This is a genomic window from Mesorhizobium sp. M1329 (genome assembly GCF_040318035.1).
Classification (GTDB): domain Bacteria; phylum Pseudomonadota; class Alphaproteobacteria; order Rhizobiales; family Rhizobiaceae; genus Mesorhizobium.
Map to the genome: position 1 here is coordinate 64,246 of NZ_JAMYLN010000023.1, position 26,809 is coordinate 91,054.

General features: G+C 61.5%; 30 protein-coding genes and 1 tRNA gene. 17 read left to right on the forward strand and 14 right to left on the reverse strand.

The window, feature by feature from the left end:
- Positions 1 to 5: 5 nt before the first annotated feature.
- Positions 6 to 929, reverse strand: coding sequence for a DUF2182 domain-containing protein (locus NKH21_RS22045; protein WP_352867522.1), 924 nt, complete (start codon positions 927 to 929; stop codon positions 6 to 8).
- 61 nt (positions 930 to 990) lie between these two features.
- On the opposite strand from NKH21_RS22045, the gene NKH21_RS22050 reads away from it, so the two are divergent.
- Both NKH21_RS22050 and hspQ read left to right on the forward strand, forming a co-directional pair.
- Complete coding sequence (locus NKH21_RS22050) at positions 991 to 2,199, forward strand: UbiH/UbiF family hydroxylase (RefSeq protein ID WP_352666741.1); 1,209 nt, start codon at positions 991 to 993, stop codon at positions 2,197 to 2,199.
- 208 nt (positions 2,200 to 2,407) lie between these two features.
- Positions 2,408 to 2,731 (forward strand): heat shock protein HspQ, encoded by a 324-nt coding sequence (gene hspQ, locus NKH21_RS22055; RefSeq protein WP_023675043.1) that lies wholly within the window; start codon positions 2,408 to 2,410, stop codon positions 2,729 to 2,731.
- A 117-nt stretch (positions 2,732 to 2,848) separates the two neighbouring features.
- Here the strand turns inward: hspQ and NKH21_RS22060 are convergent, their stop codons facing one another.
- Positions 2,849 to 3,478 carry an invasion associated locus B family protein gene (locus NKH21_RS22060; protein ID WP_352491327.1) on the reverse strand — a complete coding sequence of 210 codons (630 nt, stop codon included), beginning with the start codon at positions 3,476 to 3,478 and terminating at the stop codon, positions 2,849 to 2,851.
- A gap of 229 nt (positions 3,479 to 3,707) precedes the next feature.
- Between NKH21_RS22060 and NKH21_RS22065 the strand changes: the two genes are divergently transcribed.
- Together NKH21_RS22065 and NKH21_RS22070 are read left to right on the forward strand one after the other, a co-directional pair.
- Entirely contained in the window at positions 3,708 to 5,528 is a 1,821-nt protein-coding gene (locus tag NKH21_RS22065) for an extracellular solute-binding protein (protein WP_352867525.1), read from the forward strand.
- Positions 5,529 to 5,551: 23 nt separating this feature from the next.
- Positions 5,552 to 6,229 carry a DsbA family oxidoreductase gene (locus NKH21_RS22070; protein WP_292653598.1) on the forward strand — a complete coding sequence of 226 codons (678 nt, stop codon included), beginning with the start codon at positions 5,552 to 5,554 and terminating at the stop codon, positions 6,227 to 6,229.
- 6 nt (positions 6,230 to 6,235) lie between these two features.
- Here the strand turns inward: NKH21_RS22070 and NKH21_RS22075 are convergent, their stop codons facing one another.
- Positions 6,236 to 6,670, reverse strand: coding sequence for a hypothetical protein (locus NKH21_RS22075; RefSeq protein WP_352666733.1), 435 nt, complete (start codon positions 6,668 to 6,670; stop codon positions 6,236 to 6,238).
- Between the two features lie 638 nt (positions 6,671 to 7,308).
- Between NKH21_RS22075 and NKH21_RS22080 the strand changes: the two genes are divergently transcribed.
- Positions 7,309 to 9,198: an ABC transporter ATP-binding protein/permease gene (locus NKH21_RS22080; RefSeq protein ID WP_352666730.1), complete on the forward strand. Its 1,890-nt coding sequence runs from the start codon at positions 7,309 to 7,311 to the stop codon at positions 9,196 to 9,198.
- A 271-nt stretch (positions 9,199 to 9,469) separates the two neighbouring features.
- The gene (gene mgtE, locus NKH21_RS22085) at positions 9,470 to 10,834 is read left to right on the forward strand and encodes a magnesium transporter (RefSeq protein WP_352666728.1); all 1,365 of its coding nucleotides are present in this window, start codon (positions 9,470 to 9,472) and stop codon (positions 10,832 to 10,834) included.
- 57 nt (positions 10,835 to 10,891) lie between these two features.
- Here the strand turns inward: mgtE and gor are convergent, their stop codons facing one another.
- From gor to rpiA, 3 genes are all read right to left on the reverse strand, one after another.
- The gene (gor, locus tag NKH21_RS22090; protein ID WP_352666725.1) at positions 10,892 to 12,280 is read right to left on the reverse strand and encodes a glutathione-disulfide reductase; all 1,389 of its coding nucleotides are present in this window, start codon (positions 12,278 to 12,280) and stop codon (positions 10,892 to 10,894) included.
- A 118-nt stretch (positions 12,281 to 12,398) separates the two neighbouring features.
- The gene (locus tag NKH21_RS22095; RefSeq protein WP_352491320.1) at positions 12,399 to 12,977 is read right to left on the reverse strand and encodes a DUF2059 domain-containing protein; all 579 of its coding nucleotides are present in this window, start codon (positions 12,975 to 12,977) and stop codon (positions 12,399 to 12,401) included.
- Positions 12,964 to 13,695, reverse strand: a complete 732-nt coding sequence (rpiA, locus tag NKH21_RS22100) for a ribose-5-phosphate isomerase RpiA (protein WP_352666723.1) — start codon at positions 13,693 to 13,695, stop codon at positions 12,964 to 12,966. The genes NKH21_RS22095 and rpiA overlap by 14 nt, the downstream gene beginning before the upstream one ends.
- A gap of 144 nt (positions 13,696 to 13,839) precedes the next feature.
- On the opposite strand from rpiA, the gene NKH21_RS22105 reads away from it, so the two are divergent.
- Entirely contained in the window at positions 13,840 to 14,523 is a 684-nt protein-coding gene (locus NKH21_RS22105; RefSeq protein ID WP_352471880.1) for a phosphoglycolate phosphatase, read from the forward strand.
- A gap of 101 nt (positions 14,524 to 14,624) precedes the next feature.
- Positions 14,625 to 14,699, forward strand: a tRNA-Val gene (locus NKH21_RS22110).
- Positions 14,700 to 14,737: 38 nt separating this feature from the next.
- Here the strand turns inward: NKH21_RS22110 and NKH21_RS22115 are convergent.
- Positions 14,738 to 14,950, reverse strand: a complete 213-nt coding sequence (locus NKH21_RS22115) for a hypothetical protein (RefSeq protein ID WP_352867529.1) — start codon at positions 14,948 to 14,950, stop codon at positions 14,738 to 14,740.
- Positions 14,951 to 15,209: 259 nt separating this feature from the next.
- Between NKH21_RS22115 and NKH21_RS22120 the strand changes: the two genes are divergently transcribed.
- Complete coding sequence (locus NKH21_RS22120; protein ID WP_352666719.1) at positions 15,210 to 15,461, forward strand: PepSY domain-containing protein; 252 nt, start codon at positions 15,210 to 15,212, stop codon at positions 15,459 to 15,461.
- A gap of 127 nt (positions 15,462 to 15,588) precedes the next feature.
- Positions 15,589 to 16,065: a hypothetical protein gene (locus tag NKH21_RS22125; RefSeq protein WP_352666716.1), complete on the forward strand. Its 477-nt coding sequence runs from the start codon at positions 15,589 to 15,591 to the stop codon at positions 16,063 to 16,065.
- 11 nt (positions 16,066 to 16,076) lie between these two features.
- Here NKH21_RS22125 and NKH21_RS22130 read toward each other — a convergent pair whose 3' ends face one another.
- Together NKH21_RS22130 and NKH21_RS22135 are read right to left on the reverse strand one after the other, a co-directional pair.
- A complete protein-coding gene (locus tag NKH21_RS22130; protein ID WP_352666713.1) occupies positions 16,077 to 17,972 on the reverse strand; it encodes a L,D-transpeptidase family protein in 1,896 nt (631 codons plus the stop codon).
- A 220-nt stretch (positions 17,973 to 18,192) separates the two neighbouring features.
- Positions 18,193 to 18,939 (reverse strand): 3-oxoacyl-ACP reductase family protein, encoded by a 747-nt coding sequence (locus NKH21_RS22135; protein ID WP_352666710.1) that lies wholly within the window; start codon positions 18,937 to 18,939, stop codon positions 18,193 to 18,195.
- Between the two features lie 98 nt (positions 18,940 to 19,037).
- Between NKH21_RS22135 and NKH21_RS22140 the strand changes: the two genes are divergently transcribed.
- Positions 19,038 to 19,652 (forward strand): TetR/AcrR family transcriptional regulator, encoded by a 615-nt coding sequence (locus NKH21_RS22140; protein WP_352867532.1) that lies wholly within the window; start codon positions 19,038 to 19,040, stop codon positions 19,650 to 19,652.
- 35 nt (positions 19,653 to 19,687) lie between these two features.
- On the opposite strand, the gene NKH21_RS22145 is transcribed toward NKH21_RS22140, so the two are convergent.
- A complete protein-coding gene (locus NKH21_RS22145) occupies positions 19,688 to 20,596 on the reverse strand; it encodes an alpha/beta hydrolase (RefSeq protein ID WP_352666704.1) in 909 nt (302 codons plus the stop codon).
- Between the two features lie 47 nt (positions 20,597 to 20,643).
- Here NKH21_RS22145 and NKH21_RS22150 point away from each other — a divergent pair, with 47 nt between their 5' ends.
- Positions 20,644 to 21,096 (forward strand): MarR family winged helix-turn-helix transcriptional regulator, encoded by a 453-nt coding sequence (locus NKH21_RS22150; RefSeq protein ID WP_352666701.1) that lies wholly within the window; start codon positions 20,644 to 20,646, stop codon positions 21,094 to 21,096.
- A 28-nt stretch (positions 21,097 to 21,124) separates the two neighbouring features.
- Here NKH21_RS22150 and NKH21_RS22155 read toward each other — a convergent pair whose 3' ends face one another.
- Complete coding sequence (locus NKH21_RS22155; RefSeq protein ID WP_352666698.1) at positions 21,125 to 21,736, reverse strand: pyridoxamine 5'-phosphate oxidase family protein; 612 nt, start codon at positions 21,734 to 21,736, stop codon at positions 21,125 to 21,127.
- A gap of 40 nt (positions 21,737 to 21,776) precedes the next feature.
- Between NKH21_RS22155 and NKH21_RS22160 the strand changes: the two genes are divergently transcribed.
- Positions 21,777 to 22,325 carry a nuclear transport factor 2 family protein gene (locus NKH21_RS22160; protein ID WP_352666695.1) on the forward strand — a complete coding sequence of 183 codons (549 nt, stop codon included), beginning with the start codon at positions 21,777 to 21,779 and terminating at the stop codon, positions 22,323 to 22,325.
- A 23-nt stretch (positions 22,326 to 22,348) separates the two neighbouring features.
- Here the strand turns inward: NKH21_RS22160 and NKH21_RS22165 are convergent, their stop codons facing one another.
- On the reverse strand, positions 22,349 to 22,702 hold the full coding sequence (locus tag NKH21_RS22165) for a gamma-butyrobetaine hydroxylase family protein (protein ID WP_023717628.1): 354 nt from the start codon (positions 22,700 to 22,702) through the stop codon (positions 22,349 to 22,351).
- Positions 22,703 to 22,901: 199 nt separating this feature from the next.
- Between NKH21_RS22165 and moaA the strand changes: the two genes are divergently transcribed.
- Positions 22,902 to 23,897, forward strand: a complete 996-nt coding sequence (gene moaA, locus NKH21_RS22170) for a GTP 3',8-cyclase MoaA (RefSeq protein WP_352568644.1) — start codon at positions 22,902 to 22,904, stop codon at positions 23,895 to 23,897.
- Positions 23,898 to 23,952: 55 nt separating this feature from the next.
- Positions 23,953 to 24,426, forward strand: coding sequence for a hypothetical protein (locus NKH21_RS22175; protein ID WP_352666693.1), 474 nt, complete (start codon positions 23,953 to 23,955; stop codon positions 24,424 to 24,426).
- A gap of 51 nt (positions 24,427 to 24,477) precedes the next feature.
- Here NKH21_RS22175 and NKH21_RS22180 read toward each other — a convergent pair whose 3' ends face one another.
- Entirely contained in the window at positions 24,478 to 24,780 is a 303-nt protein-coding gene (locus NKH21_RS22180) for a hypothetical protein (protein ID WP_352666691.1), read from the reverse strand.
- A gap of 5 nt (positions 24,781 to 24,785) precedes the next feature.
- On the reverse strand, positions 24,786 to 25,043 hold the full coding sequence (locus NKH21_RS22185; protein ID WP_352666688.1) for a hypothetical protein: 258 nt from the start codon (positions 25,041 to 25,043) through the stop codon (positions 24,786 to 24,788).
- A 353-nt stretch (positions 25,044 to 25,396) separates the two neighbouring features.
- Between NKH21_RS22185 and NKH21_RS22190 the strand changes: the two genes are divergently transcribed.
- Both NKH21_RS22190 and NKH21_RS22195 read left to right on the forward strand, forming a co-directional pair.
- Positions 25,397 to 25,753: a hypothetical protein gene (locus NKH21_RS22190; RefSeq protein WP_352666686.1), complete on the forward strand. Its 357-nt coding sequence runs from the start codon at positions 25,397 to 25,399 to the stop codon at positions 25,751 to 25,753.
- Positions 25,754 to 25,875: 122 nt separating this feature from the next.
- A complete protein-coding gene (locus tag NKH21_RS22195; protein ID WP_352666684.1) occupies positions 25,876 to 26,796 on the forward strand; it encodes a DMT family transporter in 921 nt (306 codons plus the stop codon).
- Positions 26,797 to 26,809: the final 13 nt, after the last annotated feature.

The window sequence follows — 26,809 nt, forward strand, 5'->3', positions numbered from 1 at the left end:
CCCCCTCATGCCGAGACTACTAGTAGCGCTGCTGCCCAGACAAGCAGTATCGCACCGCCCAACCGCGTCGGCAGATTGCCTGCCGTCTGTTTTTCGACCAGGCTGAACAGGCCGATCAGCGCCATCCAGAACACGTTCATCACACCGACCGCAAACATTACCAGCATCAGCGCCCAGCAGCATCCAAGGCACCACAGGCCCTGCTCCATGCCGAGCCGGAAAATGCGAATGGGCCTGGCGCTCCAGTTGGCGAACAGGACCGAGAACGGATTTCTGCACTTCTCCAGGCAGGCTTCCTTCAGCCAGCTGAACTGATAGAGACCAGCGATCGACAGCGCGGCTGCTCCGGCAATTCCAACCAGCGGATCGAGCATCTGCCCGGATGACGCGAATGCATGGATTGCGAGCGTCAGGGCAGCGAACATTGCCGAGGCGACAAGCCAGACGCTCAAATATCCAGCGACCAGGATCAGCGGATGGACGACCGGCTCCCTCTTGATCCGGGCGGTATCTGCGATCTCGCAATAGGTGCGGATCATCGGCGCCGCGGAGGGCAGCATGGTCGCGATGGCCATCAACAGCCACATCGCGGTGAGTGCCTCGCCTTGCGCGCCTAGGCTTGCGCGAAGCGGCGCCGGCGCAAGGCAGAGAGCGAATAAACGCGCAAGGAAATCCGGTAGCGGCAGTTGCGGCAGGTATTCCAGCACGGCAGCGCCGGGGAGCCGGCTTACGGCACCACGAACTGCCATTACGCCGAGAAGAAGCCAGGCAAGGGCGATGCCCATGCCGGCAACGACGCTCACCGCCAGTCGAGGGTTGCGCGCAACGCTCGCCATCGCGCGGCCGGTGCCGTCGAGGTGGCTGAAATCGTCTTGTTGGCCGGTCATGGCAACCGAATGGGCCGAATCGCCGCGTTGATCAAGCCGCATCACCTGACCTATATGGACCAACAGGTCGGACGGGCCTCACCTCGCAATCCGGAAGCCGAATTTGAACCATCGGGAAACAGCACGGATACTGGTCGCAGGCAGCGGCCCTGCGGGGCTGATCGCGGCGCTTGGCTTTGCCGAGGCGGGCTTTCCCGTGACGCTCGTCGGACCCGAAGCAGCCGGCCCCGATGGCCGGACGACAGCCTTGATGAACCCTGCCCTGAAGATGTTCGAACGGCTCGGGATCTTCGACGGAATCAGGTCGCACGCAGCGCCGCTCAAGGTGATGCGCATCGTTGACGCAACCAACCGGCTGATCCGCAGCCCGACAGTGACCTTTCGTGCCAGCGAGATCAACGAAGAGCAATTCGGGCTGAACTTGCCCAACAGCGTTCTCAACCGCACGCTAGCCGAGGCTGTCGCGCATTCGGGCATCGAATGGCGAAAGTCGATGGTGGAGGCATGGCGCCTCGATGCCGACCATGCCCATGCCGTTCTCGCCGATGGCAGCGAGGTTGAGGCGTCGTTGGCGGTTGGCGCCGATGGCCGTCAGTCGCCGGCCCGCGAGGCAGCCGGCATCCGCACCTCGGTCCGATCCTATCCGCAGGCGGCGCTGGTGCTCAATTTCGGTCACCGCAGCGATCATGCCTTCACCTCGACCGAATTCCACACCGAGACCGGTCCGTTCACACAGGTTCCCCTGCCCGGCAACCGGTCCAGCCTTGTCTGGGTGCTCGAACCCGATATCGCCAGGGACCTTGCAGCACTCGACGACGCCGAGCTTTCGGCGCGGGTCGAACAGCGAATGCAATCGATGCTGGGCCGCGTTTCGGTTGAGCCCGGCCGGCAGGTCTATCCCCTTTCAGCGGTGAGCCCGTGGCGGTTTGCGCATCGCCGCGTGGCACTTGTCGGTGAAGCCGCCCACGTGTTTCCCCCAATCGGCGCGCAAGGCCTCAATCTCGGCATCCGGGACATCGACGACCTGATTGGTACCGCAAGCAGAAACCGCTCGGACCCGGGCGCCGCCCAGGCGCTTGCAGCCTATGATTTCAATCGGCGGCCGGACATTCTGGCGCGCAGCAGCGCGGTCAATCTGCTGAACATGTCGTTGCTTTCCGACATGCTGCCGGCCCAGTTGGTGCGCAGCGCTGGCCTGGGCGCGCTTGAGGGGTTTGCGCCGTTGCGGGCGTTTTTCATGCGCGAGGGTCTTCGACCCGGCAGCGGTTTTGCGGCGTTTTTTGGCGGATTGCGAAAACCGGCTGCGCGATAGCGATCTTGGGCACCGCCCTTGATCCGCATCTTGGCATCAAGGGGATCGGGATTGAATTGACGCGGCGTCTGCGCCAAATAATGACGATGTCGACCGTAAGGTCTGGGCCAATCTTTGCCGGATTGGTGCGTAAGAGTCTAAAGTCCTGGAGCGTTTTCTTGCGTGTTTCAGGATGCGTGGCGTTCAAGAAGTTCAAGTGGTGAGTACGATGAAGACAGCCAAATTCTCGATCGGACAGGTGGTTCGGCACCGGCTGTTTCCATTCCGCGGCGTCATTTTCGACGTCGACCCGCAATTCGCCAATACCGACGAATGGTACGAGGCGATCCCCGCTGACGTGCGGCCGCGCAAGGACCAGCCTTTCTATCATCTGCTCGCCGAGAATTCCGAAACGGAATACATCGCCTATGTGTCCGAGCAGAATTTACTCGAGGACCGGTCGGGCGAACCGGTCCGGCATCCGCAGATTGGTGAAATGTTCGACAAGAAGCCGGACGGACGCTACGAGCCAAAGCACCAATTGCGACATTGACTTAGTCGGGATCGGGCTGGGACAGGCTTGAGACATGGCTTGACCCGACAAACGTCCGGTCCAAACGAAAAAAGCGGGGCATGAACCCCGCTTTTTGTTGGTTCGAAAACCCGTCGATCAGTTGGCGGCCTTCGCCTTCTCCTGCTCTTCCTTGAGCTTCTTGGCAAAATCCTGATTGTTCTTGGCGACGAAGTCCTGGAGCTTTTTCTGCCGGTCCTCGATGTCCGACTGCTGCAGCGGCGGGCCGTCGAAGGCGCCGCTGAAGCCGGTCAGCGCAATCTTGATCGGGTTCGGCTGGTTTTGGAAATTGACTGAGGTGAGCGTCAGCGCCGATCCCTTCTTGAAGGATGCGACGAGCTGATCGCTCAACGGGACTTCCGCCACGCAGCGATCCGGGAAACAGATCACATAGTCGAGCTTCTGCGCCTTGCCGCCGTCGATCTGGAGGCCGATGCCGGGAGGAACCAGACGGCCGGTCGGAACCGTCACCTGAAACACCTTGCGGTTCACCTTGCCCTTCAATTCGATCAGGCTGACGCCGGTGATGAGCTGGCCGTTGCCGGCGGTGGTGATGTTCTGGACATTGCAGATGTCGACGTCTTCCTGCTTGGTGCAGGCCTTGAACCAGCCTTGCGGAATCTGCTGTTGCTGCTGCGCGGAAGCAGCGGGAATCCCGGCGCCGAGAATGCCGACCACGCCAGCGGCCATGACCGACAGGCGGTACGCGTTGCTGTTCAGGCTCGTCATGTCGTGCATTCCTCTCAAATGATCCCGGAACCGGCTTTTTCCCGCCGTGTGGTCCAGCTACCTGTTGCCGAAATGAGGCAACAGAATGACTTCGGACGGCGTGTTACACTGCAAGCGATGCCGAATCCAGCCCGGGCCTCGCGAATCTTGGCCGACGGGTTGGTCAAGGGGTTGGCCGGTGCACGACCGGCTCATGTATGCTGCGCATCGAATCGGGAAGGAGACGGTCATGGGCCGCGTTGTCGTTTGGCTGATCGCCGCAATCTTGTTTGTCGGCCTTTCCCTGCAGCCGGCCCTGTCGGAACCGAAGCACGCGCTTGCCATGCAGGGCGAGCCGGCGATGCCGTCCGACTACAAGCATTTCAACTACGTGAATCCCGACGCGCCTAAGGGCGGCAGCATTACCTATTGCGTCGTCTGCAGCTTCGACAATCTCAATCCGTTCATCCTGAGAAGCCTGCGCACCACCGCGCGCGGCATGATGGATCAAGCCTTTGGCAATCTCGTCTTCGAGCCGTTGATGCAGCGCAACTACGACGAGGCCTTCAGTCTCTACGGCCTGCTCGCCGATACCGCCGACATGGATCCCGAGCGCAAGAGCATCGAATTCCACCTCGATCCCAGCGCAAAATGGTCGGACGGCGAGCCGGTGACGCCGGAAGACGTGTTGTTCACCTATGACGTCTTCACCGAGAAGGGCCGGCCACCTTACAGCCTGCGGATGAAAGCGATCGCCAAGCTCGAAAAGACCGGTGACCGCAGTGTGCGCTTCACCTTCAACGACAAGGCGGACCGCGAATTTCCGCTGATCATTGCGCTGACGCCGATCATCCCGAAACACGCATTCAACAAGGACACCTTCGACAGGACGACGCTGAAGCCGGTGATCGGCAGCGGGCCTTACACGGTGGCGCAAGTCGTGCCCGGCCAGCGCATCGTGTTCAAGCGCAATCCGGACTATTGGGGCAAGGACGTGCCGTCCAAGCGCGGCTTCGACAATTACGACCAGATCACCATCGAATATTTCCTCAACGCCAACGCCAAGCAGGAAGCGTTCAAGAAGGGCATCTGCGCCATCGACGACGACAGCGACCCGGTCAAACGCGAGCGCGATCTCGATTTTCCGGCCTTCCACAGGGGCGAGGTCATCGCCGAAACTTTCGATACCGGCATTCCGCCGGCGGTCAACGGTTTCCTGTTCAACACGCGGCTGCCGAAATTTTCCAACCCGGTCGTGCGGCGCGCGCTCGGCATGCTCTACGATTTCGAATGGGCCAACAAGAATCTGTTCGGCGGCAAATACACGCGCACAATGAGCTTTTGGCAGAATTCCGAGCTGTCCGCGCTCGGCCACCCGGCCAGCGAAAGGGAAAAGGCCCTGCTGGCCCCCTACCCCGGCCGCGTGCCCGCAGATGTCATGGACGGCACCTACAGGCCGCCCGTTACCGACGGCTCCGGCCAGGACCGCAAGGTGCTGAAGGCGGCATTCGAGCTGCTGAAGAGCGCGGGCTATACGTTGCAGGACGGCGCGATGCTCGATCCCGAGGGAAAGCCGTTCGGTTTCGAGATACTGACCGCCTCGCAGGATGAAGAGCGACTTGCCGCTATCTATCAGCGCACCCTTGAGAAGCTCGGCATCGATGTCGGCATCCGCAGCCTCGACGGTGATCAGATCCAGTCGCGCAAGCAGCGTTTCGATTTCGAGGTGCTGGTCGGCTCGACCGGTTTCAACAACTCGCTGTCGCCGGGTATCGAGCAAACCGGGCGCTGGGGATCGGCTGCCGCCAAGGCCGAAGGATCGTTCAACCTCGCCGGCGTCGCCGATCCGGCGGTGGATGCGGCGATCGAGGCGATGCTGAGAGCTCGCTCGAAGGAGGACTATGTCGCCGCCGTCCGCGTTCTCGACCGGCTGCTGATCTCCGGCAACTACATGGTGCCGACCCAGCACAACAACCAGCAATGGCTTGCCTATTGGAACTATCTGGAACATCCGCAAAAGACGCCCATATACGGTTATCAGTTGCCGACCTGGTGGCGCAAACCGAAGTGACCTCTTCAGAACAGGAGACCAAGATGAACGACGAGAACTCGATTACCGTCGATGTGGTCTCCGACGTGGTATGCCCCTGGTGCTTTATCGGCCAGAAACGGCTCGACAAGGCGATTGCCGCCGTCGATATCGACGTTCACATACGCTGGCGGCCCTTCCAACTCGACCCGACAATCCCGCCCGAAGGCAAGAACCGCCGCGACTATATGGTGGCGAAATTCGGCAGCGAGCAACGCATCCGCGAAATCCATGCCCGGATCGAGCCGCTGGGCGAGGCTGAAGGCATCTCCTTCGCCTTCGACGCCATCAAGGTCGCGCCCAATACGCTGGATGCGCACCGTCTCATTCGCTGGGCCGGGACGGCCGGCGAGGCGGTTCAGAACCGGCTGGTGCGCCGGCTGTTCCAACTGAATTTCGAGGAAGGCGCCAATCTCGGCGATCATGCCGTGCTGATCGAAGCCGCCCGCGAGGCCGGCATGGATGCCTCCGTGGTCGAAACGCTTCTGCCGACCGACGCCGATGTCGAGGCGGTGCGCACCGAAATCGCCACCGCTTCGCGCATGGGCATATCGGGCGTGCCGTGCTTTCTGCTTGAAGGCAAATATGCGGTGATGGGCGCCCAGGACGCCGATACGCTTGCCGATGCACTCCGCCAGGTCGCCGCAGCCAAGGCACGCGGCGAACTGGAAACGGCCAACTGAGTCGGACTATTTCACCGTCACCTTGGCCTTGCTGACGAAAAAGCCATGGCCATGCTTGCCGGTGCAGGTCAATCCCCTGGTGGATGACTGGCAGGAAAACGGCCCCTTGCTCCAGCTATTGCCGTACGCCAGCTTGGTGACGTCGCCGCAGCAGCCTTGCTCGCCCGGATTCTTGATCAGCGTCGCCGGGCCTTTCGGGCCGAGGATGATGGTGACGTAGCTGGGCTCGACGCGCGAACAACTCAGTTCCGGTCCGCCATCCTGCGGCTCGTAGGTGCTGGTGCCGCCCTTCGGCGTGTAGATGCAGCCAATATTGCCGGACGGCGTGTTGAACTCGATCTGTCCCTCGGCGTTTGCGGGAACGGTCTGGCTGCCGGCATATGTCGGCGGCAGCCAGGCCAACATTGCGAGCATCGCCACAACCAATGTCCGTGCAAGCATGAAGAACTCCCCCGGTTCAAACCTTGATGCATCCGGGCAGGTTCGATCCGCAGCGCATCATTGTCAAACGCAGTTTGCGCGCGCTCTAAAAAAGTACGGTCTGATCGATGTTGGTCTGCATCCTGGACTGTAACGGCAAGTCAGTGCCTGGCCGATTACGGGGTCCTGACAAGGCGGCTTCAACCACGAATCATACGGTCACGTTCTGGCCGCCGACGAGGTCGGACCTGACTGTAAAGGCGGACTGAAGATCGGTTCAGGCTGTGAAGATCGACCGCTGGGCGGCGCTTCTATGTTCACAAAGCTGTGTGAAGACCTTCCCTAGGGGAAGGTCTCTACTTGCTCCGGCGCAGGCAAGTAACTACTTGAAATGGCGTTGGTATTCCACCCCTCGAAACGTAACGGCCTAACGCCGCGATCATTCATTCTGTTGCTCCACTGCAACGGCCCGCGAGCTAAGCCACCTGCGGCCGGAGAAAAGCTAATGGAAAATGATCAATTGGTGTTACTGTCCGTAACAAAAGAAAAATCGTTTGGGCGGGATAGTGATTCGGGTCGATAGACCAACGCGACATTCAATATCGGAAAAATGGCTCCGCGGTGCCGCAAGGCAGTCGCCCCTGACGCCCGTATCGTCGATGCGCAGCTTCTGGGGACTGGTGCGGGCCTACTGGTTCTCAGACCGCTGGATGGAAGCCTGGACGCTGACACTGGTGATCGCCCTGCTCACCGCGCTCTCCAGCAAGTCAGGCGTCTGGTTTGCCGTAGCATCCGGAGAGCTGGTCAACTCGATCGCCTTTTTCCACGATGCCGCAAACACCACCCCGCTTCAGACACTGCTGACCAATGCCGGGATACTTGTCCTCCTGGTCTTGCTCAAGGATGCGGGTTTTACCGGTATCCGCAGCCTGGTATCCGCAACTTTGCATCGCAAGTGGCGCGGCTGGCTGGACAGCCAGTTCAACGAAGCCCTGCTTGACGCCAATCACACCCATTTCCACGCTCAGCATGGCTCGTCAGGTGCCGCCGCTCCCGACAATATCGATCAGCGCATCCAGGAATCGATCAAGGATATGACGGGCGGAGCCATCGGCCTCGCGATGGGGGTTCTGGCCGTTGCTACTTCATTGTATTTCGTTGGCCAGCAACTGCTTGCGCACTCGGCGGAGGTCAAGGGGCTGGAGTTCCTCGGCAGCTATGGCAGCGCCGTTCTCGCCTTTCTGGCGGTCGCCACCTATGTGCCGTTGAACACCTGGATCGCGGTCAAGCTGGGCAGGCTGCTGGAACGGCTCAATGTCAGGATGCAGCAGGCCGAAGGCAGCTATCGCGGCGAGCTGATCACGTTCCTGCGCCGCAGTTTTCATGTCGCCGCATCGCAAGGCGAGAACGTGCAGAAGGCAGTGCACACCCAGCGCTATGTCGACATCGACCGCACCTGGGCGCGGCTGAACATCGTCAACACAGGCTACAATTCATTCGAGCTGATCTACAATTTCATCGGTGCCCGCATTGTCGCCTACGGGCCAGGCTTGGTTCCCTTTATCCATAACGGCTTCGATCTCAAGGGCTACATAACCGGCTCCGAGATGGTCAACTCGCTGATCAGTCAATGCTCGTGGTTCATCCACGTCATGCCTGCCATCGCCGCGCTGCGGGCCAACAGCCAGCGCGTCACGGAACTCGCAAACGCGATCGAAAACGTCCAGCACCCGCAGGAATTTTATCAGCAGACCGGCCGGTCCGACTTCCGCTACGACCGCCAAAACCCGGTCTTCGGCCTGACCATCCAGAAACTAGAGCTTGCGCATCAGGGCGAGGACGCAACGCCCTTCCTGAGTGCTGCAAATTTGCGCTTCCGGCGTGGCGAGTGGACTTTCCTCAAGGGCGAATCCGGTTGCGGCAAGACCTCGCTGATCAAGGCGATCAACGGCCTGTGGCCTTACGGCCGCGGCACCATCGTCTTCCCTGAAGGGGTCAGGAGTTTCTACGCCGCCCAGGAGGTGAAGCTGCAGCAGGTTTCACTGAGGCAACTGGTCTGCCTGCCCGGTTCCGAGCATGATTACGCCGACGTGCAGGTCGCATCCGCCCTGCACAAGGCCGGCCTCGGCGATTTCATCGAGCATTTGGCCGATGAGAGCCGTGAAGGAAAGATCTGGGACCAGGTTCTGTCGGGTGGGCAGAAACAGAAGCTGGTTGTCGCCCGCATCGTGCTGCAGCAGCCAGGATTGCTGTTCCTCGATGAAGCCACCGGCGCGCTCGACCCCGATGGACGGATCGCCTTCCACCAGGCGATCAAGGACAATTGCCCTGATGCAACTGTGATCTCGATCATGCATGAGGCGACGCCGCCGAGATCGCTCGCGGGCACCGAATTCTACCACAGCGTGGTTGCGATCGCCGACGGCGTCGCCACCAAGAAGCCGCTGGTTCCGAGCTTGCCGGTCGAGCTCACCACCATCCTCACGCAGCCGACGCGGCCGGCCGAGGACAAATGGCTGCGCTTTCCCCGCCGGCTGAAGCAGAGATAGCCGCGGTACCATTGCCAGCGTCCAGCCAGCCTGCCACGTCGCCCGATCACAGTCTCGCGATCCAGTCGGTTTGCCGCCGCTTTAACCCGCTCTCACGATTGACTCGGCAAGGCGCTCTCCTATGTTGCGCCGGCTTGCAGAATCTCAACTCGAACCCGCGAGCAGAAAGGTCACCGCGCCATGCCTGGCGACAGTCACAGTCGAACGCAACCGCCGTCCGCTTGACGTGACCTGACCGGCTCACGTCCTGCCGGACGGCAAGGAGTGAGCCATGAACGAGTTTTCCCCCGTTGCGGGCGGCGATGCCATCGCCATCGCCCGCGTGCTTGCCAACGAACACATCGCCGACATCGTCGAGGCCTTGAACCAGGAGCCCCGCGAGACGGCATCGGAGCTGCTTTGCGAGGTGCCGTTCGAGCGGCTGGTCGAGATCTTCGACCAGCCTGAACTCGACGGCGCAGCCGAACTGGTCGAGGCGCTGCCCCGCATCAAGGCAGGCAGACTGCTTGCCGCCATGTCGGTCGACCGTGCCGCCGACATACTGCGCGATCTGAACGAACCGGCTCGTTCCGAGCTGCTTGGTGGCCTGGCGCCACCGCTGCGCGTGACGCTGCTCGCCATTCTCGGCTACCCCGAGGGCAGCGCCGCCTCGCTCATGACGACCGAATATGTCAGCGTGCCGCCGGACTGGAGCGTGGCCCGCACTCTGGATTATATCCGCAAGGTGGAGCGGACGCGCGAAACTGTCTACGCGATCTACATCGTCGATCCGCAAACGCATGTCCTGTTGCGCTCGACCAGCCTGCGTCGACTGATCGCTGGCGAGCCCGACGAGCTGATCATGGCAATAGCGCCGGATCGTGCGCCTATCACCGTTTCACCGCTGACCGATAGTGAAAAGGTTGCTCAGTTGATCTCGAAATATGATCTGCTCGCCGTCCCGGTCGTGGACAACGGCAAGCTCCTCGGCATCGTTACCATCGACGATATTATCGACACGATGATCGAGGAAACGACCGAGGACGTGCATCGTTTCGGCGGCATGGAGGCTCTGGACGAGCCCTATATGAAGATGGGCTTTCTAGCGATGATCCAGAAGCGCGCCGGCTGGCTATGCGCGCTGTTTATCAGCGAGATGCTGACCGCCAACGCGATGCAAAGCTACGAGGGCGAGCTGGAAAAGGCGATCGTGCTGACGCTATTCATTCCATTGATCATGAGCTCCGGCGGCAATTCCGGCTCGCAGGCGACCTCGCTCGTCATCCGGGCGCTGGCGCTGCGCGAGATCGGCCTTGGCGACTGGTGGCGGGTGGCATTGCGCGAGCTGCCCACCGGCCTGGTGCTTGGCTCGATTCTTGGCGTGGTCGGCGTCTGCCGCATTGCGCTCTGGCAGTATCTCGGCTTCTACGACTACGGCCCGCACTGGCCGCTGATCGCAATGACGATCGGCGCCACGCTGGTTGGCATCGTCACCTTCGGCTCGCTGTCTGGATCGATGCTGCCGTTCGCCCTGAAGCGCATCGGCTTCGACCCGGCCAGCGCATCGGCTCCGTTCGTGGCCACGCTGGTCGACGTCACCGGGCTGGTGATCTATTTTTCGGTTGCGCTGGTGATCCTGCGCGGAACGCTGCTGTAAAAAACTCACGCACTTCCATCGCGGCAATTTCGTTGCCGCGATGGGTTTATTGTCGCGTCAGACGCGCTCTCCATCCTTCACCCGGTAAGTCGGCCTGTACATGGTGACGAGTTCTTCCGCCGCGGTCGGATGCACCGCCATGGTGCGATCGAAATCATCCTTGGTCAGCCCCGCCTTCAGGGGTATGCCGAGAAGCTGCGCCATTTCGCCGGCATCCGGCCCGAGGATGTGGGCGCCGAGGACCTTTTTCGAGGCGCCGTCGACGACCAGCTTCATCAGCATCTTTTCATCGCGGCCGGAAAGTGTGTGCCGCATCGGCCGGAAGGTGGCCCGGTAGATTTCAAGATCCGAGAAGCGTTTTGCCGCCTCATCCTCCGACAGGCCGACCGTGCCGATCTCGGGCTGCGAAAAGACTGCGGTAGCGATCGTGTCGTGGTCGGGCGCCGTCGGATTGTCCTTGAAGGCGGTCTCGACGAAGCACATCGCCTCGTGGATTGCCACCGGCGTCAATTGCACGCGGTGGGTGACGTCACCGATTGCCCAGATGTTGTCGATGTTCGTGCGGGAGTATTCGTCGACGTGGATTGCCCCGGTTTTGGTCATCTCGATGCCAACGCCTTCCAGGCCCATGTTCTCGGTATTGGGAATGCGGCCGATGGCGAGCATGACCTGGTCGACCGTCAGCACGGTGCCGCCGGTGACAAGCGCGTCGAGCCGGCCGTCAGGCCGCTTCCTGACCCACTCGGACACGGCGTGGCAGAGGATTTTTATCCCCTTCTTTTCCATCGTTTCGTGCAGCATACGTCTGAGGTCCATGTCGAAACGGCTGAGGATCTCCTTGCCGCGGTAGACCAGCGTCGTGTCGACGCCAAGGCCGTGAAAGATGTTGGCGAATTCGACGGCGATGTAGCCGCCGCCCTCGATCATGATTGCCTTCGGCAACTCCTTTAGATCGAAGGCCTCGTTGGAAAAGATACAGTGCTCATGGCCGGGCAATGCCGGATGCGGCGCCGGGCGCCCGCCGGTAGCGATCAGGATCTGGTCGGCGGTAACGGTGCGATCCTCACCGAGAAGATGCACCACATGCGGATCGACCAGGGTGGCGCGCGAATGAAAGACCTCGCCGCCGGCGCCCTGCACGTTCTTCTTGTAGATGGCCTCCAGCCGGCTGATTTCCCGGTCCTTGTTGGCGACCAGCGTCTGCCAGTCGAAACGCGCCTCAGGCACCGTCCAGCCATAACCGGCGGCGTCGGCGAAATGCTCGGGGAATTGCGAGGCGTAGACATAGAGCTTCTTCGGCACGCAGCCGCGGATCACGCATGTGCCGCCGTAGCGATATTCCTCGGCAATGCCGACACGCTTGCCGAGTGCGGCCGCGACGCGCGCCGCCCTCACCCCGCCGGAGCCGCCGCCGATGACGAAAAGATCGTAGTCGTAACCGGCCATGGCTGAACTCCTTGCCCCTCAAACACCGAGACAGGTAGGCTGCCGACTATCAAAAGAAAAGCCCGGACTTGCCGGGCTTTCTGGTCCAGTGTCGGTCAGGCCGCTCTGAAGTCCGCAATCAATTCGGTGTGGCGTCCGCGGGAGCTGCGCCGTCGGCCGGAGCGGTACCGTCGGCAGGTGCAGCCGGCGCCTTGGCATTCGCCGCTGCGCCCAGGGTCTCGCCGACCTGCTGGGCCAGATCGCGAGCCAGGCCGTTCTGCCAGATCTCGGCAGCCTTCACCAGTTCGCGCGTTACGATCGGGCCGTTATCGAGCAGCTTCTTGCCGGAATCGGAATTGTAGAAGGCGGCAATTTCATTGAGTTCCTTTTCCGAGAACACCTTTGCATAGGCGAGCGCTGCTTCCTTTTCCAGGTCGGCGCGGCGCGATGCCAGGACCATCGCCTTCTCGTTGATCGTCTTTGCGATCAGTTCCTGCATGTCCGGGTTCTTCTGGATCAGCTGCTGCTCGAGTGCCGCGGCCGCTTGCGGCAGGATGTTGTCGAATGTATCCGTCGCATGGATCGCCGCGACCGCGGCGCGCGCCGCCTTCAAATGCGCATCGGTGACGTCCTGCGAAAACGCAGGCGACGAAAACGCGAAAACGGCCGAGGCCGCCAGCATGGCAAAAAAGCGGCCAACCCGGTTATGCAACATCATGATCGGTAAAACTCCCTGATTTTCGGGCGGCATGGACGGTTTGGATGCCATCGCCGCCGGCTATAATGGCCGTTGATGCCAGCCCGATGAAAAGACCATGCTCGACCACGCCCGGAATGGCGTGGAGAGCATTCGAAAGCGCTCTTGTATCCGGAATGCGGCCAAAAGATGCATCGAGGATAAAATGGCCGCCGTCTGTAACAAATGGCTGGCTCCCCGTCATCCTCAATGTAACAGGGCCGGAAAGGCCAAGGTTTGCAGCCGCCGCGCCAACCGCAATTTCGGTGGCGCGCAGGCCGAACCGGTTGACTTCGATGGGCAGCGGAAAACGACCGATCATCTCGACCATCTTGGAGCTGTCGGCGATGACGATCATGCGGCCGGAGGCCGCCGCGACGATCTTTTCGCGCAGCAGCGCGCCGCCGCCGCCCTTGACCAATGTCAGTGCAGGATCGATCTCGTCGGCGCCGTCGATGGTAAGGTCGAGCTCGGGCGTTTGCTCAAGGGTCGACAGAGGCACACCAAGCTCGGTGCAAAGGACGGCGGTGCGCTCGGAGGTCGGCACGCCGATGACAGTCAGGCCGGTGGCGACCTTGTCGGCGAGCAGCCGTACGAACTCATCCGCCGTCGTGCCGGTGCCGATGCCGAGCCGCATGCCATCCGTGACATGGGCAAGCGCTGCTCGCGCGGCCTCAACCTTCAATTGCCTCGCATCCATGCCGGGTCCCGAGATTTGTTTCGGCGCTCGTAGCATTTTTGCCGGGCTGGTCAAAGGACCTTGCCCGCGGTGGATAAGCCGGCTTGCCTGAACGGGCCGCAGCGGTTATCGCCTGCCGGCAATCGAATCGTCACAGGACAGGCCATGACCCGACCGATCATCGTGTTCGACCTCGACGGGACGCTGATCGACACGGCGCCGGACCTGCTCGACAGTCTCAACCACAGCCTTGCCGCCAGCCAGCTCGCGGCCGTCGACGAAGCCGGCTTCAAGCGCTTCGTCGGCCATGGCGGCCGGGTGATGATCGAGCGCGCTCACGCAGCGCAGCATAGGTCACTGGCAGTGGAGGAGCACGACCGCCTGCTCAAGCTGTTTCTGGACCATTACACCGTTAACATCCCCGGCAAATCGCGCCCCTACCCCGGCGTCCCCGAGGCGATCGCACGGTTCGAGGCAGCCGGTTACCTGCTGGCCATCTGCACCAACAAATACGAGGCCAATTCGGTGGCATTGATCGAAGCGCTCGGTATGACCAGGCATTTCGCGGCGATCTGCGGCCAGGACAGTTTTCCGTTCCGCAAGCCCGACCCGCGCCATCTCACGCAGACCATCGCGCGCGCCGGCGGCGACCCGCACCGTGCACTGATGGTCGGTGATTCGCAGACCGACATCGACACGGCAAAGGCCGCCGGGATTCCTGTGGTGGCAGTCGATTTCGGCTACACCGACCGTCATGTGCGAGAGTTCGAACCGTCGGCGGTAATCTCGCATTTCGATTCGCTGACGCTCGATCTGGTCCAAGGGCTGATGGCCGCGGCAGAAGGCTGAAGCCGGGCCTCAGGCGAACCGCAGATGCCGACCGACAAGTGGTTGACTTCGCAGGCCGGCCTCCCTTATATCGCGGCGCGCTTGGCCTTCGGGCAACGAGCGGGCGATTAGCTCAGCGGGAGAGCACACCCTTCACACGGGTGGGGTCGCAGGTTCAATCCCTGCATCGCCCACCATCTGCTTTCCTGAATCAATTCAAGCCAAGCCAGAGCGGCTAGCAGCTGCAGGTAGCCCCCTCGCCGCCAAAATTCTTTTGGGCAAAATTCAAAGCGCTGCTGTAGCTCGTATAGCTCTGGAACTGGTAAACGTTGGAGCCGGCCCGCACCTTCATCTGCTCGATATCCCAGAACGAAACCTCGATACGGTCGTCGGCGCAATAGACTGTATAGCGCTCAGGTTCCAGCGCTGCGGCTTTCTGGACAGGCATCGAAACGGCCAGGATGGACAGTGTGAAAAGTACAAATATGATGGCATGACGCGTTTGCATGTAGACCCCCGAATGACCACCGGCACTATTATGGCCGCGATGTTGAGACGACGCATCATGATTTTTAAGCAGTCGCCGTGTTCTTTCGGTGGCCATAAATCAGGCACGGCCGGCGCCTCGTTGTAGCGCAACGCCCGGCGATCCCGGAACAAACCTGCATGGAAACGAGTTTCTGCTGATCGAAATGTGAGGGAAAGCCATGTCCAGACTTGTTTTGGCGGCCGCCGTGCTGCTTGTCGGCGGATCGGCCTTTGCCGCGGACGACAATCCGGTGCCGCCGCAGAATGCCAAGAAGCTGTCGGAAATCATTGCCAAGGTCGAGCAGCGCGACGACTTCCGCTACATCAAGGAAATCGATTGGGACAGCGGCGCCTACACTGTCACCTACTACACGAACGACAAGGCGAAAGTCGAAATCACCTATGATCCGGTGACAGCCGCGCCGAAATGAAGCTGGCCGCCAACGGTCCAAATTCTAAAAAATGGCGCGCCTCGAAGTCCCCCGACTTTCGGCACACACTTGCGCAGATATGACTTTGATGGCTGACTGCGGGCTATCATTGCGCGCGGGGGTGGGCATGGCGACGGTAAAGCACGTATTGAAACGCTTTCTGATGATGCTCGCGGGCTATTTGATAGCGGTACTGGTTGGGCTGATCGCGGTGGCGGCGATTTATGGCGGGTTGAGCTCGCTGCCAAACGCGCCGAATTATTTCGACGTCATGGGTGTCACCCCCGTTGCGGTGCTGCTGTTGCCGCCGCTCGGCATGTTCATCTATTTTCTGACGATCGTGCTGACCGGCCTGCAGACGCTGATCTTCGCACTGATTGCCGAGTTTTTCTCGCTGCGCAGTTTTTGGCTGCACATGATCTTCGGCGCAGCGGCCGCGGTTGGCGGTTTCGCCTTGATCTGGCCCAGTGTACCGGACGACACGAACCCGGAGCGCTGGGCCGATATCGGTATCATTGCCGCGGCAGGCATTGTCGCCGGCCTGGTCTATTGGCTGATCGCCGGACGCGACGCCGGCTTCCGGCGTCCGCTGTTTCAGCGCTAGAATCGCATTCGTCAGCTTGCCGGCGAACGCACCGCTTCCGTGCTGTCGAGCGCCTGCTGCAGCCTTGTGTCGCGGCCGTAGACGTCATTGAAATATTCGACGGTGCCGGACAGGTCCGGCCACGCGGTGAAATAGGCGACATAGACCGGGATCTTGCGTGTCACGTCTTCGGTCGAATGTCCGTGTTTCAGTTTGTCCTCAATGTAGTCGACCGAGGTGCCGAGAACGGCAGCCGCCATGCCGCGCGGATCCTGCAAGCGAACACAACCATGGCTGAGCGCGCGCATGTCGCGCTGGAAAAACGACTTCTGCGGTGTGTCGTGCATGTAGATGGCGTGCTTGTTGGGAAACAGTATCTTCAATTCGCCCAGCGCATTGGCCTCGCTCGGCAGCTGGCGCACGCCGTAGGGTATCTTTGCGCCGTAGGCACCCCAATTGACCGAGGATGAGGGAATGCGCTTGCCGCGGGCATTGACCACCTCGTAGCCGGCGCGGTCGAGATAGCCAGGATCCCGGCGCAGCCGCGGCAGCATCTCGTTGACCAGGATCGACTGCGGCACGCCCCAATAGGGATGGAAGTCGACCTGCTCTATCTGGTCGTAGAAGAAAGCAGTCTGGTTGGTGGGCCTGCCAACGACGGCGCGGGTCTTCAGCTTCTCCTCGCCATCATCGATATAGCTCGCGGTGAAAGCCGGCTGGTTGATGAAGACGCGCGGGCTGCCAAGGTCGGAAGGCAGCCAGCGCAACTCTTCGAGCGCAACCCGAACCTTCTGAATTTTGTCGGCCTTGGACGTTCCGGCCAACGATGCAACGGTACGGGGACCGATGACGCCGTCGCCTTTCATGCCGGCCCGTTTCTGCACCGCCTTGATCACCGGCACCAGCTCCGGATCGTAGACCTCGCTGGTGGCGAGCCTCGCCAGGACCTCGCCATAGGCGCCGCCCATCTCGTCATCGAGATTGCGCGCGATCTTTGTCAACAGCTTCGGCAGCTCGGGGTTGGTCTGCCCCGGCTTCAACAGCAGATTGGGATCGATGGTGACTTCGTCGTCGGCGCTGGCCTGGAGCGCTTCCAGTTCGACACGCAGTGCCTGATACTCGGAATTCTGTGGATGCCGCGATTCGAGATAGGTGCGCACTTGCTGGGTGTGGGCCAGCGTGTTCAGCACCCCTTCCATGTCGAGCGGCTTCGGCGGAAAATCGTAGTAGCCGGTCATGCGGTTGGGATCGACGCGGCCGCTTTGTGCGTCACGGGCGTAGCGCAGGACACGCGCCGACAGCGCCATCTCGAAGCGGACCAGCTCTTTCAGGCGTTCATCGGCATTGCCCGCCGATGCGCCTGCTGCCGGAACTTCGACGGTGTAATCCGCGGGCGTCAGGCCGTAGCTCGCGGCCTCGCCCAGCACCCGCACCGCATCCTCGGCACGGCTGTTGGGACTGGTTCCCGTCACCCAGATGAAATCCGGATTGGCCGAGTAATAGGCGATCAGCGCCTTGGCGATGTCCTTCTCGGCGTAGAGGTCATAGCCGTCGAGCCCGGCAACGGCTTCGCGGAATGCAGCCCCGGTGGCCGCCGGCTCGAATGCAGCATCCTGAGGCGTTGCCGGTTCAGGCGTTGCCGACAGTGCCGAAAAATCGACGCGCACCAGCGGATCGCTCTTGTAGGTGTAATAGGACGGGCTGCTGATTTGCGCACCACCACCGCCCCCACCGGAAGCGGCCGGCGCCTTGGGCTTGTATTTTGACGGTGGCGGCGGAAAGTTACCTTTCGGCGGTGCGTGTTTGACGCCGCCGCCGAAAAGCATATCGAAGAACCCTTGCGCTTCAGCCTTCGGCGCCCCGAAGGCCAGCATTGCCGCGGCCACCGCAAACGGCAGCACGGTTGCTTTGTTTCCAAGGAGTTTCATGGATCACCCGCTCCGGTTGAACCGGATCCCGTTCCGCACCGCTTTCACGGTCTCGCCCACCGCATGGCGGATGTAAGGCGTGACTACACTGATTCATACTGATTTCGTTAAGCTTCCATAAATTTCGGAACGTCTGTTGCAGAACGGTTTCACAACATCGTGACGGGCCAAGCGGTTCCGCCATCGCCCCCGATCAATGGAAGTGCCCGTGAGCCAAGCCTCAAGCGTTGGCGCCGCCGTCGATGGTCAATGCCGCGCCTGTCACGAAGCGCCCTTCGGGACCGGCAAGCCAGGCGACCATGCCGGCGATCTCGTCGGCCGTGCCGAAGCGAGGCATCGCCATCTTCTGGCGCTGATGCTCGGCGTGCGGGCCGGCTGCCGGATTCATGTCGGTATCGGTCGACCCGGGATGGACGACATTGGCGGTGATGCCGCGCGGACCGAGATCGCGTGCAAAGGCCTTGGTCAGGCCAACCAAGGCAGCCTTGCTGGCCGAATAGGCGCTCAGGCCGGCGTCCGTGGCACGCTCGGCCAGATTGCTGCCGATCGAGATGATCCGGCCACCCTCGCCCATATGCGCTGCTGCCGCCTTGGCGGCGACAAACGGGGCTCTGAGGTTGACCTCCATTGTCTCATCGAAGTCGGCAAGCGACAGGACATCGATCGGCGCAGCGCGCCAGATGCCGGCGCTATTGACCAGGATGTCGAGCCGTCCGAAGGCTTTTGCTGCCTCATCGACTGCCGCCTCGATCGCCGCAGCATCGCGATTGTCGGCCTTGATGGCAAAGGCCCGGCCGCCGGCCGCTTCGATTTCCCTGACCACCCCGCGCGCCCCTTCCTCGCCATTCACATAGGTGATTGCCACCCCTGCGCCGTCGGCCGCGAGCCTTCTTGCGATCGCCGCACCAATGCCGCGACTGCCGCCGGTGACGAGGGCGGCCTTGCCGTTCAAGCTTCTGGATGACATCTGCTTCTCCATTTTGTAGTGATTGATACATAAATATCTGCCAGCCTTGCTGAACAAGGTCAACTGGATTATGTATCGATCAATACAGAAAGGATGCCATGCCGGAACGAGGCCGCCCCCGCACCTTCGATCGAGCCGCCGCCTTGCGGCGCGCAATGGAAGTGTTTTGGGCCAAGGGTTATGAGGGCGCGTCGATAAGCGACCTGACCGCTGCAATGGGCATCAACTCACCCAGCCTCTATGCCGCCTTCGGCAGCAAGGAAGCGCTGTTTCTCGAGGCAACCGAGCTTTACACGCGGGTCGAGGGAACCGAGATCTGGTCCGCGCTGGAAAAGGCGCCGACCGCACGCCAGGCCGTCGAGCGGTTCCTGCGGCAGACTGCCAGGGCCTATTCACAGACCGGTCGTCCGCAAGGCTGCCTTATCGCGCTCGGCGCATTGCACCAGGACTCAAGCCGCGGTGCCATCTGCGATGATCTGCGCCGTCGCCGCGCCGAAAACCGCGAAGCATTGCTGAGACGGCTCGAGCGTGGCGTGGCCGAGGGGGAGTTGCCGGCCGATTTCGACTGCGGTACGGCCGCGACCTTCTACGCGACCGTGCAGCACGGCATGTCGATCCAGGCGCGCGACGGCGCGTCGCGTTCGGCCCTTCTGGCGACGGTGGCTGGGGCAATGGCAGCTTGGATAGCGATGGCCGACACCGGGGCGGCGTGACGATCGAACCCGGCAGACAAGAACAGACATTCAGATCACTGCAGAGACGGCTCCAGCCTGCCCGCAACGAAGCCAACGGCACGCTCCACCACACCCTTGTCGGCAAGAATGCGGCGGTGGCCGAGCCCGTCGGCCCAGCACAGCCGCACATGGTTTCCGGCGCGCGCATAGAGCCTTGCATGCTCGGCGGACACTTCGCGGTCGTCCGGTGCGTGGATCACCAGCGTCGGCAGCGGCGTGCTTGCCAACTGGCGGTCACCGGTGAACTCATGCAACGGCCGGCCGGCGATGCGCTCGACCCGGTCGGCCATGGCGGCCTGCGAGCGCGAGCCGACATTCAGCATGCGGCTGAAATCAGCAAAGATCGCCGGCAGGGAGCTCGGCGCGGCGATAAGCACCAACCGCCCGGCCGCCAATCGCGGGATGTTCCTGATCGAACCGGCGACGGCATTGGCGGCAACGGCACCACCAAAGGAATGGCCGACGATGGCGGCAAACGGCCCGAACCATTCGCCGGCAACCCGTACCGCATCGACCGCACTGACCAGGGTAAGCCGGCGGCCCTGCGACTGGCCGTGGCCCGGCAGGTCGAGCGAGACCACCTTGTAGCCTGCATCGCGATAGGCTTCGATCAATGTGCGCATGTATTCGGTGCGCGAACGCCAACCATGGATGACGAGCACGGTGCCGGCAGTTGCCCTGCCCGCCTCGGGCCGGAATTCATGCACCATGACGCAGCCGGTTCTGGTCTTTAGCCGGTGATGGCGCGCTTGGGTCATGAAATCGGCGGCGCGATCGATTGCGCGGCGCTCACCTTGGCTCAAGCTCTTTTCGTGCGGTGTGCGGCAGAACAGCTCGAATGCGGCGCGCCCGGTGAGTCGCGGCGCCACATGCTCGGCCACGCCGAACGTGCCGCGGATGACCTTCAGTCCAAATGATGCCATAGTGGCGATCCATTCATTGGTTCAAGCATGAACATAATAGTTCAAACATGAACATTAAGCAAGACCTGCCCTGGGACAACCCGCGTTTTCGCAACTGGGTCGCGGTGGCGCGTGCCTGCCACGTGGTGGAACGCACCCTGGCGGTGAAGCTGGCGCCACTCGACCTGAAGCCGGCGCAGCTCGACGTGCTGATGAACCTCTACCGCCATCCCGGCATGTCGCAGCACGACCTCGCTCGCCGCCTGCTGGTCGGCCGCTCCAACATCACCATGCTTTTGCCGCAGTTGGAGACCCGCGGCCTGCTGCGCCGCGAGGGCGACGAGAAGGACAAGCGCGTGCTGCGGCTGACGTTGACCGAGGCCGGCGAGGCACTGCTGATGCAGGCGCTGAAGGTCCACATGACACTGATCGAAAAGGCGATGAGCCAGTCGACGCCGGAACAATGCGACATGATCGGCGAACAGATGCGGAGGGTTGCCGAGGTTTTGAAGACCGCCTGACCGCCCAGTGCTCCACCACCAAGTGCTTTCACCACATCGATTTTTTTGCGCGCTCCGGCCATTCCTTGTCGTAGACCTCGCCGTCGATGTTCTTGCGGCTGGTGATCTCGAGGATCTGTCCGGGGGTCGGCAGCGATTTCGGGTCGACCTGCCTTGCCGGATTCCACAGTTCCGATCGGTGGATGGCGCGGGCGCACTGGAAATAAACCGCATCGATCTCGACAATCGTCACCGAGCGCGCCGGCTTGCCCTCGACGGCGAACGAGGCGCAGAGCGCAGGATCGGTGGTGATGTGGGCGCGGCCATTGACGCGCAGCGTCGTACCGGAACCCGGCACCAGGAACAGGAGCGCGACGCGCGGATCGCGAAGGATGTTCCTTAGCGAATCGGCACGGTTGTTGCCACGCCGGTCCGGCATCATCAGCGTTTTCGGATCGTGGATGCGGACGAAGCCGGCGAGATCGCCGCGCGGCGAGCAGTCCAGCCCTTCAGGCCCGCAGGTCGCGAGCACGGCAAACGGCGAAGCCTCGATGATAGCTGCGTATTCGGGAATCAGCTGGTCGAGTTCTTTGACCACCGACGCCTCGCCGGGCAGGCCATAGAGCGCTTCGAGTTGTTCGACGCTGGTGATCATCGACATGTTTTCGTCTCCAAAACTTTGCCGGCGCTACTCCAGATGCATGACGTTTTCACGACATAATGCCCGTTTGCCGTCATCAGGAAACGGGTGTCGAGGCAACGCGAACAAGCGCAAACGCTTTCACCTACACAATCGTGCCGACGGATACGGAGACCGAAAAATGGATAAACCGCACGACCGGCGACGCACCGCCATGAAACTTATCGAAAACATGTTCAATGTTGAAATGCGTTTCCTGCAATCAGGGTCGGAGAGCCTCGATATGCTTGCCGGCGCATTTCATGCCGAGATTGTCGTGCATGAGCCGCGCTCCCTGCCCTATGCCGGTGACTGGAACGGCCTCGACGGCGTTGGCGCCCTTTTCCGCAAGATGCGGGAAATCTGGAGCGACGTGGCGGTGGAGGACCTTCAGGTCGCCCAAAACGATGACACGGTATTCATGAGCTGCTCGCTTTCGCTGACATCGCGGGCCAATGGTGCAACCATCAAACAGCCGTTTGCCGAAGTCTTGCGCTTCAAGAATGACCGGCTGATCGAAGGCACGCCGTTTTATTACGACACCAGCGAGATACTGGCGATCCTGCGTTGACCGGAGAGTCCTGCGGGCTCCATTCAACGGTCGCGGCTCAGGCCTTTCTCTTCCAGTTCGGCGAGGTAGGCGGCCCAGCGTGCATCCTTCTCATGACCCAGCGTGTGCAGGTAATTCCAGGTGAAGATGCCGGTATCATGGAAATCGTCGAAGGTGATGCGTACGGCATAATTCCCGACCGGCTCGATCTTAAGGATCGCGACATTGCGCTTGCCGGGAACGGTGACGCGCTGTTCGGGCGAATGGCCCTGCACCTCGGCGGATGGCGAGGCGACGCGCAGCAACTCGGCCGGCAACTCGAACGGCTGATGGCCCGGAAAGGTCACGGAAAGCAGCTTGCGATCTTTCGAGACCCTGAGTTCCTTCGGCGCTGTCATGGTGGTGGATCCTGCGGAGAACTGCCCTTCCCTACGCCGCTTCGTGTCGAGGGAAAAGGCCGCATGGAAAGTTCCGACATGATCTGTCGGCGTCGGAATGTTACCGAAGATCGCGAGCTTCTATCTTGAATGGCAAGTTGGCTCGTATCACATAGCAATATATAACGAAGCCGTTCACGGCCACGGGAAGCGCATAAGCATGGATATGATCGATCCTTTCGGTCGCACGATCACCTACCTGCGCGTGTCGGTCACCGACCGCTGCGATTTCCGCTGCACCTATTGCATGGCCGAGGACATGACGTTCCTGCCCAAGAAGGACCTGCTGTCGCTGGAAGAACTCGACCGGCTCTGCACGGTCTTTATCGAAAAGGGCGTGCGCAAGCTCCGCCTCACCGGAGGTGAGCCGCTGGTACGCAAGAACATCATGCACCTGGTGCGCCAGCTTTCGCGGCATCTCGAGAGCGGTGCGCTGGAAGAGCTGACGCTGACCACCAACGGATCGCAGCTTTCCCGCTTTGCCGCCGAGCTCGCCGACTGCGGCGTCAAGCGGATCAACGTCTCGCTCGATACGCTCGATGCCGACAAATTCCGCCAGATCACCCGCTGGGGGAATCTGGACAAGGTCATGGACGGCATCGACGCCGCGCAGGCGGCCGGGCTGAAGGTAAAGCTCAACGCCGTGGCGTTGAAGGACTTCAATGACGCCGAATTGCCGGAAATGCTGCGCTGGGCGCATGGCCGCGGCATGGATCTGACGGTCATCGAAACTATGCCGATGGGCGAGATCGACGCCGACCGCACCGACCAGTATTTGCCGCTGTCGCTACTGCGCGCGGCACTCGAGCGCCAGTTCACGCTAAGCGACATCCCTTACAAGACCGGTGGCCCGGCCCGCTATGTCCAAGTCGCCGAGACCGGCGGACGGCTGGGTTTCATCACGCCGATGACGCATAATTTCTGCGAAAGCTGCAACCGGGTCCGGCTGACCTGCACCGGCACTCTTTACATGTGCCTCGGCCAGGAAGATGCCGCCGACCTGCGCGCGCCGCTGCGTGCGTCGGAAGGCAACGAGCTGGTCGCCGATGCCATCGACGAAGCAATCGGCCGCAAGCCCAAAGGCCATGACTTCATCATCGATCGCCGCACCAACCGTCCGTCGGTGTCGCGGCATATGAGCGTCACCGGCGGCTGATTTTTCGCCGATTTCGTGCAAGAATAATCGCCTTGGTATCGGCGCGAGGCAAGGCGTGCAGCGGTTTTTTGCAGTCCTGACGTTTTTCGGAGTGATGGCGGGGACCACGGCAGTCGCCGCGCCATTTACCTATACGAACGAGCGCTTCGGTACCGTCTGCACCTTTCCGGATGAAATCTTCACTCTTCGCCAGCCCGAGCCGGACAATGGCGATGGACAGCAATGGCTCACCGCCGATGGCGCCAGCCTGATCTGTTCGGGTATCCTCAACATCGATGATGACACCCCGACAGCCTTCGTCTCCGCCGAGAGGGCCAGCAAGGAACCTGATTACAAGATCACCTACAGCAAGACCGGCAAGAACTGGGCGGTGCTGTCGGGCATCAAAGGCGGAAACATCTTCTACGAACGCCGCCTGTTCGGAAAAGACGGTGTCATCCGCACGGTCTGGATCGACTACCCGCCAGCCCTGAAATCGAAATTCGACCCGCTCGTCGATGCGATCGCCGGCAGCCTCAGGGGACCGTGAGCATCCGGCGACGTCAGAACTTATTGGCAGCCCGTTGTTTTTGCTGGCGAGTCACGGTTGTTGACGGGTGTAGTCGTATCGTACGGCAATCCATTTCTTGCCGCTGCCATTGGCCTGGAGGAAATGTTGCTCGGCCACTTCGTGATTGTCGCCGTCCCTGGAAATGACGAAATCGGAGGCAGTGAACCGCCCTTCGACCTCGGGCCCGAACCCGACGAAACCAAGCGGCTCGAACAGCAGTGAAATCTTGCCGTCCTCCTCGCCACCAAAACTCCAGGCGGGCATGATCCCTGCCGGGAAACGGGTATCCATGGAGACATACTTCCAGCGGCCCTCCACCCGGTCATAGCTCAAATAGGCTATCCGCTGGAAGTCTGGATTTTCGACCCGGGCGCCGGGCGCATCACCTCCTGCATGAAGGGGCCGATCATCGTGCGCTCGGCCACCAGCCCGGTCATCACGATCGGCTCGGCACCGGGCGTTGGCCAGATCGTGTTGACGACGGTCCATTTCCCGACGCGGCGAGCGAGCTCATCCGCTTCGTGACCCGGCGTGGACATCCGTTCGACTGCCGACGCCGAAGCGCCGTTCTCGGCGAACGCAGGCGCTATCGCCATGAGCATAACCGCCAAGACAGAAGAGAACCGGAAAGCCGACGACCGCCTGCTGCCTGTGCCAAGCCTGTCCGCATTGCCTCGTGCGTTCATCATGGATTACCTCCCAGACAAGATCAGAAGCCTACAATGACCAATTTGGTGAATCTTGCCGAGCAAATTTGATAGCGTCGAAAAGTTTTCCTGGAGCCGCAGTGTGATCGATTTGCCCTCCGAACCCATCCTTTAGAACGGCACCTTTTCGGGGTCACACCCAGAAAAGGTCTTGTCCGCAAACGGTCAGCGGATTTACCGCAAGCCCATTCGGGCCTAGCCTCTGCCCTGGAGCGGTTCTTCGCCCAGTGGGGGAATACCATATGCGCAAACTCATTCTTTCTCTTGCATTGCTCAACCTCGCGGCCCTGCCCGCGGCGGCCCAGTCGATCGGCGGCACCTATGCCGTGGCCGGCACCAATTTCGATGGATCGTCCTATGGTGGCGACGCGACTATCACGCTGACCAGCGAGACGACCTGCACGATCCATTGGGAGACAGGCGGCTCGTCCTCGGACGGCATCTGCATGCGCAACGACGATGCCTTCTCCGCCGGCTATATCATGGGCAAGGCGGTCGGTCTTGTCGTCTACAAGGTGCAGGACGACGGCTCACTGCATGGCCTGTGGACGATTGCCGGCAAGGAAGGCAACGGCACCGAGGTACTGACACCCAAATAAGCCATGCCGCTCTTGCGCGGCAGATGTCATGGGCCACAGAAAGGCTGTGGCCCAGCCCTTTGACGTTGCTGTCTTGTGGGTGCCTGCTAGACGCTTGCTGCAGGACTCACCCGGTAATCGCCTTGCCTCTTTCGCCAAATCTGCGCGGCGCGTTGTTCATGATGGTGGCCATGGCTGGTTTCACCCTCAACGACGCGATCACCAAATTCTCGTCGGAATCGATGAACATGGCGCAGGTCATGCTGATCCGCGGCGCCTTCGCTTCGCTTTTCGTTGGCCTGCTTGCGTGGCAACGCGGCGCGCTTGCCCGGCCAGGTTCGATGCTGCAGCCGACAGTTGCGCTGCGCGTCGCCAGCGAGGCCGGCGCCACTGTGTCGTTCCTGGTTGCTCTGGCACATCTTCCGATCGCCAATGTCTCCGCCGTGCTGCAGGCGCTGCCGCTGGCGGTGACGATGGGCGCTGCGCTTGTGTTCAACGAGGCCGTCGGCTGGCGGCGCTGGCTGGCTATTGCCGTTGGTTTTGCCGGCGTGCTGATCATCGTGCGGCCGGGCTTCGAAGGGTTCAGCGTCTTTTCTCTGCTGGCGCTGGCCAGCGTTGCATGTTGTGCGGTGCGTGATCTCGCCACCAAGCGGATACCGCAGGCAATTCCGACATTGCTGGTGTCGACCGCTACCGCACTTGCCATGACGGTTCTGGGCGCGGCATTGCTTTCGCCGATGGGCGGCTGGACGCCAATGACAGGAAAAAGCACGGCGTTCCTGGCGCTGGCGGCAGTGCTTGTGCTCATAGGCTACCAGTTCATCATCACGGCCATGCGGGTGGGCGATATCTCCTTTATCGCGCCGTTCCGCTACACCGCCCTGCTCTGGTCGATCCTGCTTGGCTTCACAGTCTTCGGCGATGTCCCCGATCTGCCGATGATCCTCGGTGCCTCGATCATCATCGCGTCAGGCCTCTATGCACTCTACCGCGAACGGATCGTCGGCCGGCAAAAGACGGCTGCCGAAAGCGCTGGACCGGACATGGCGCCGGACGGCATATAGGCGTGACCGTCGA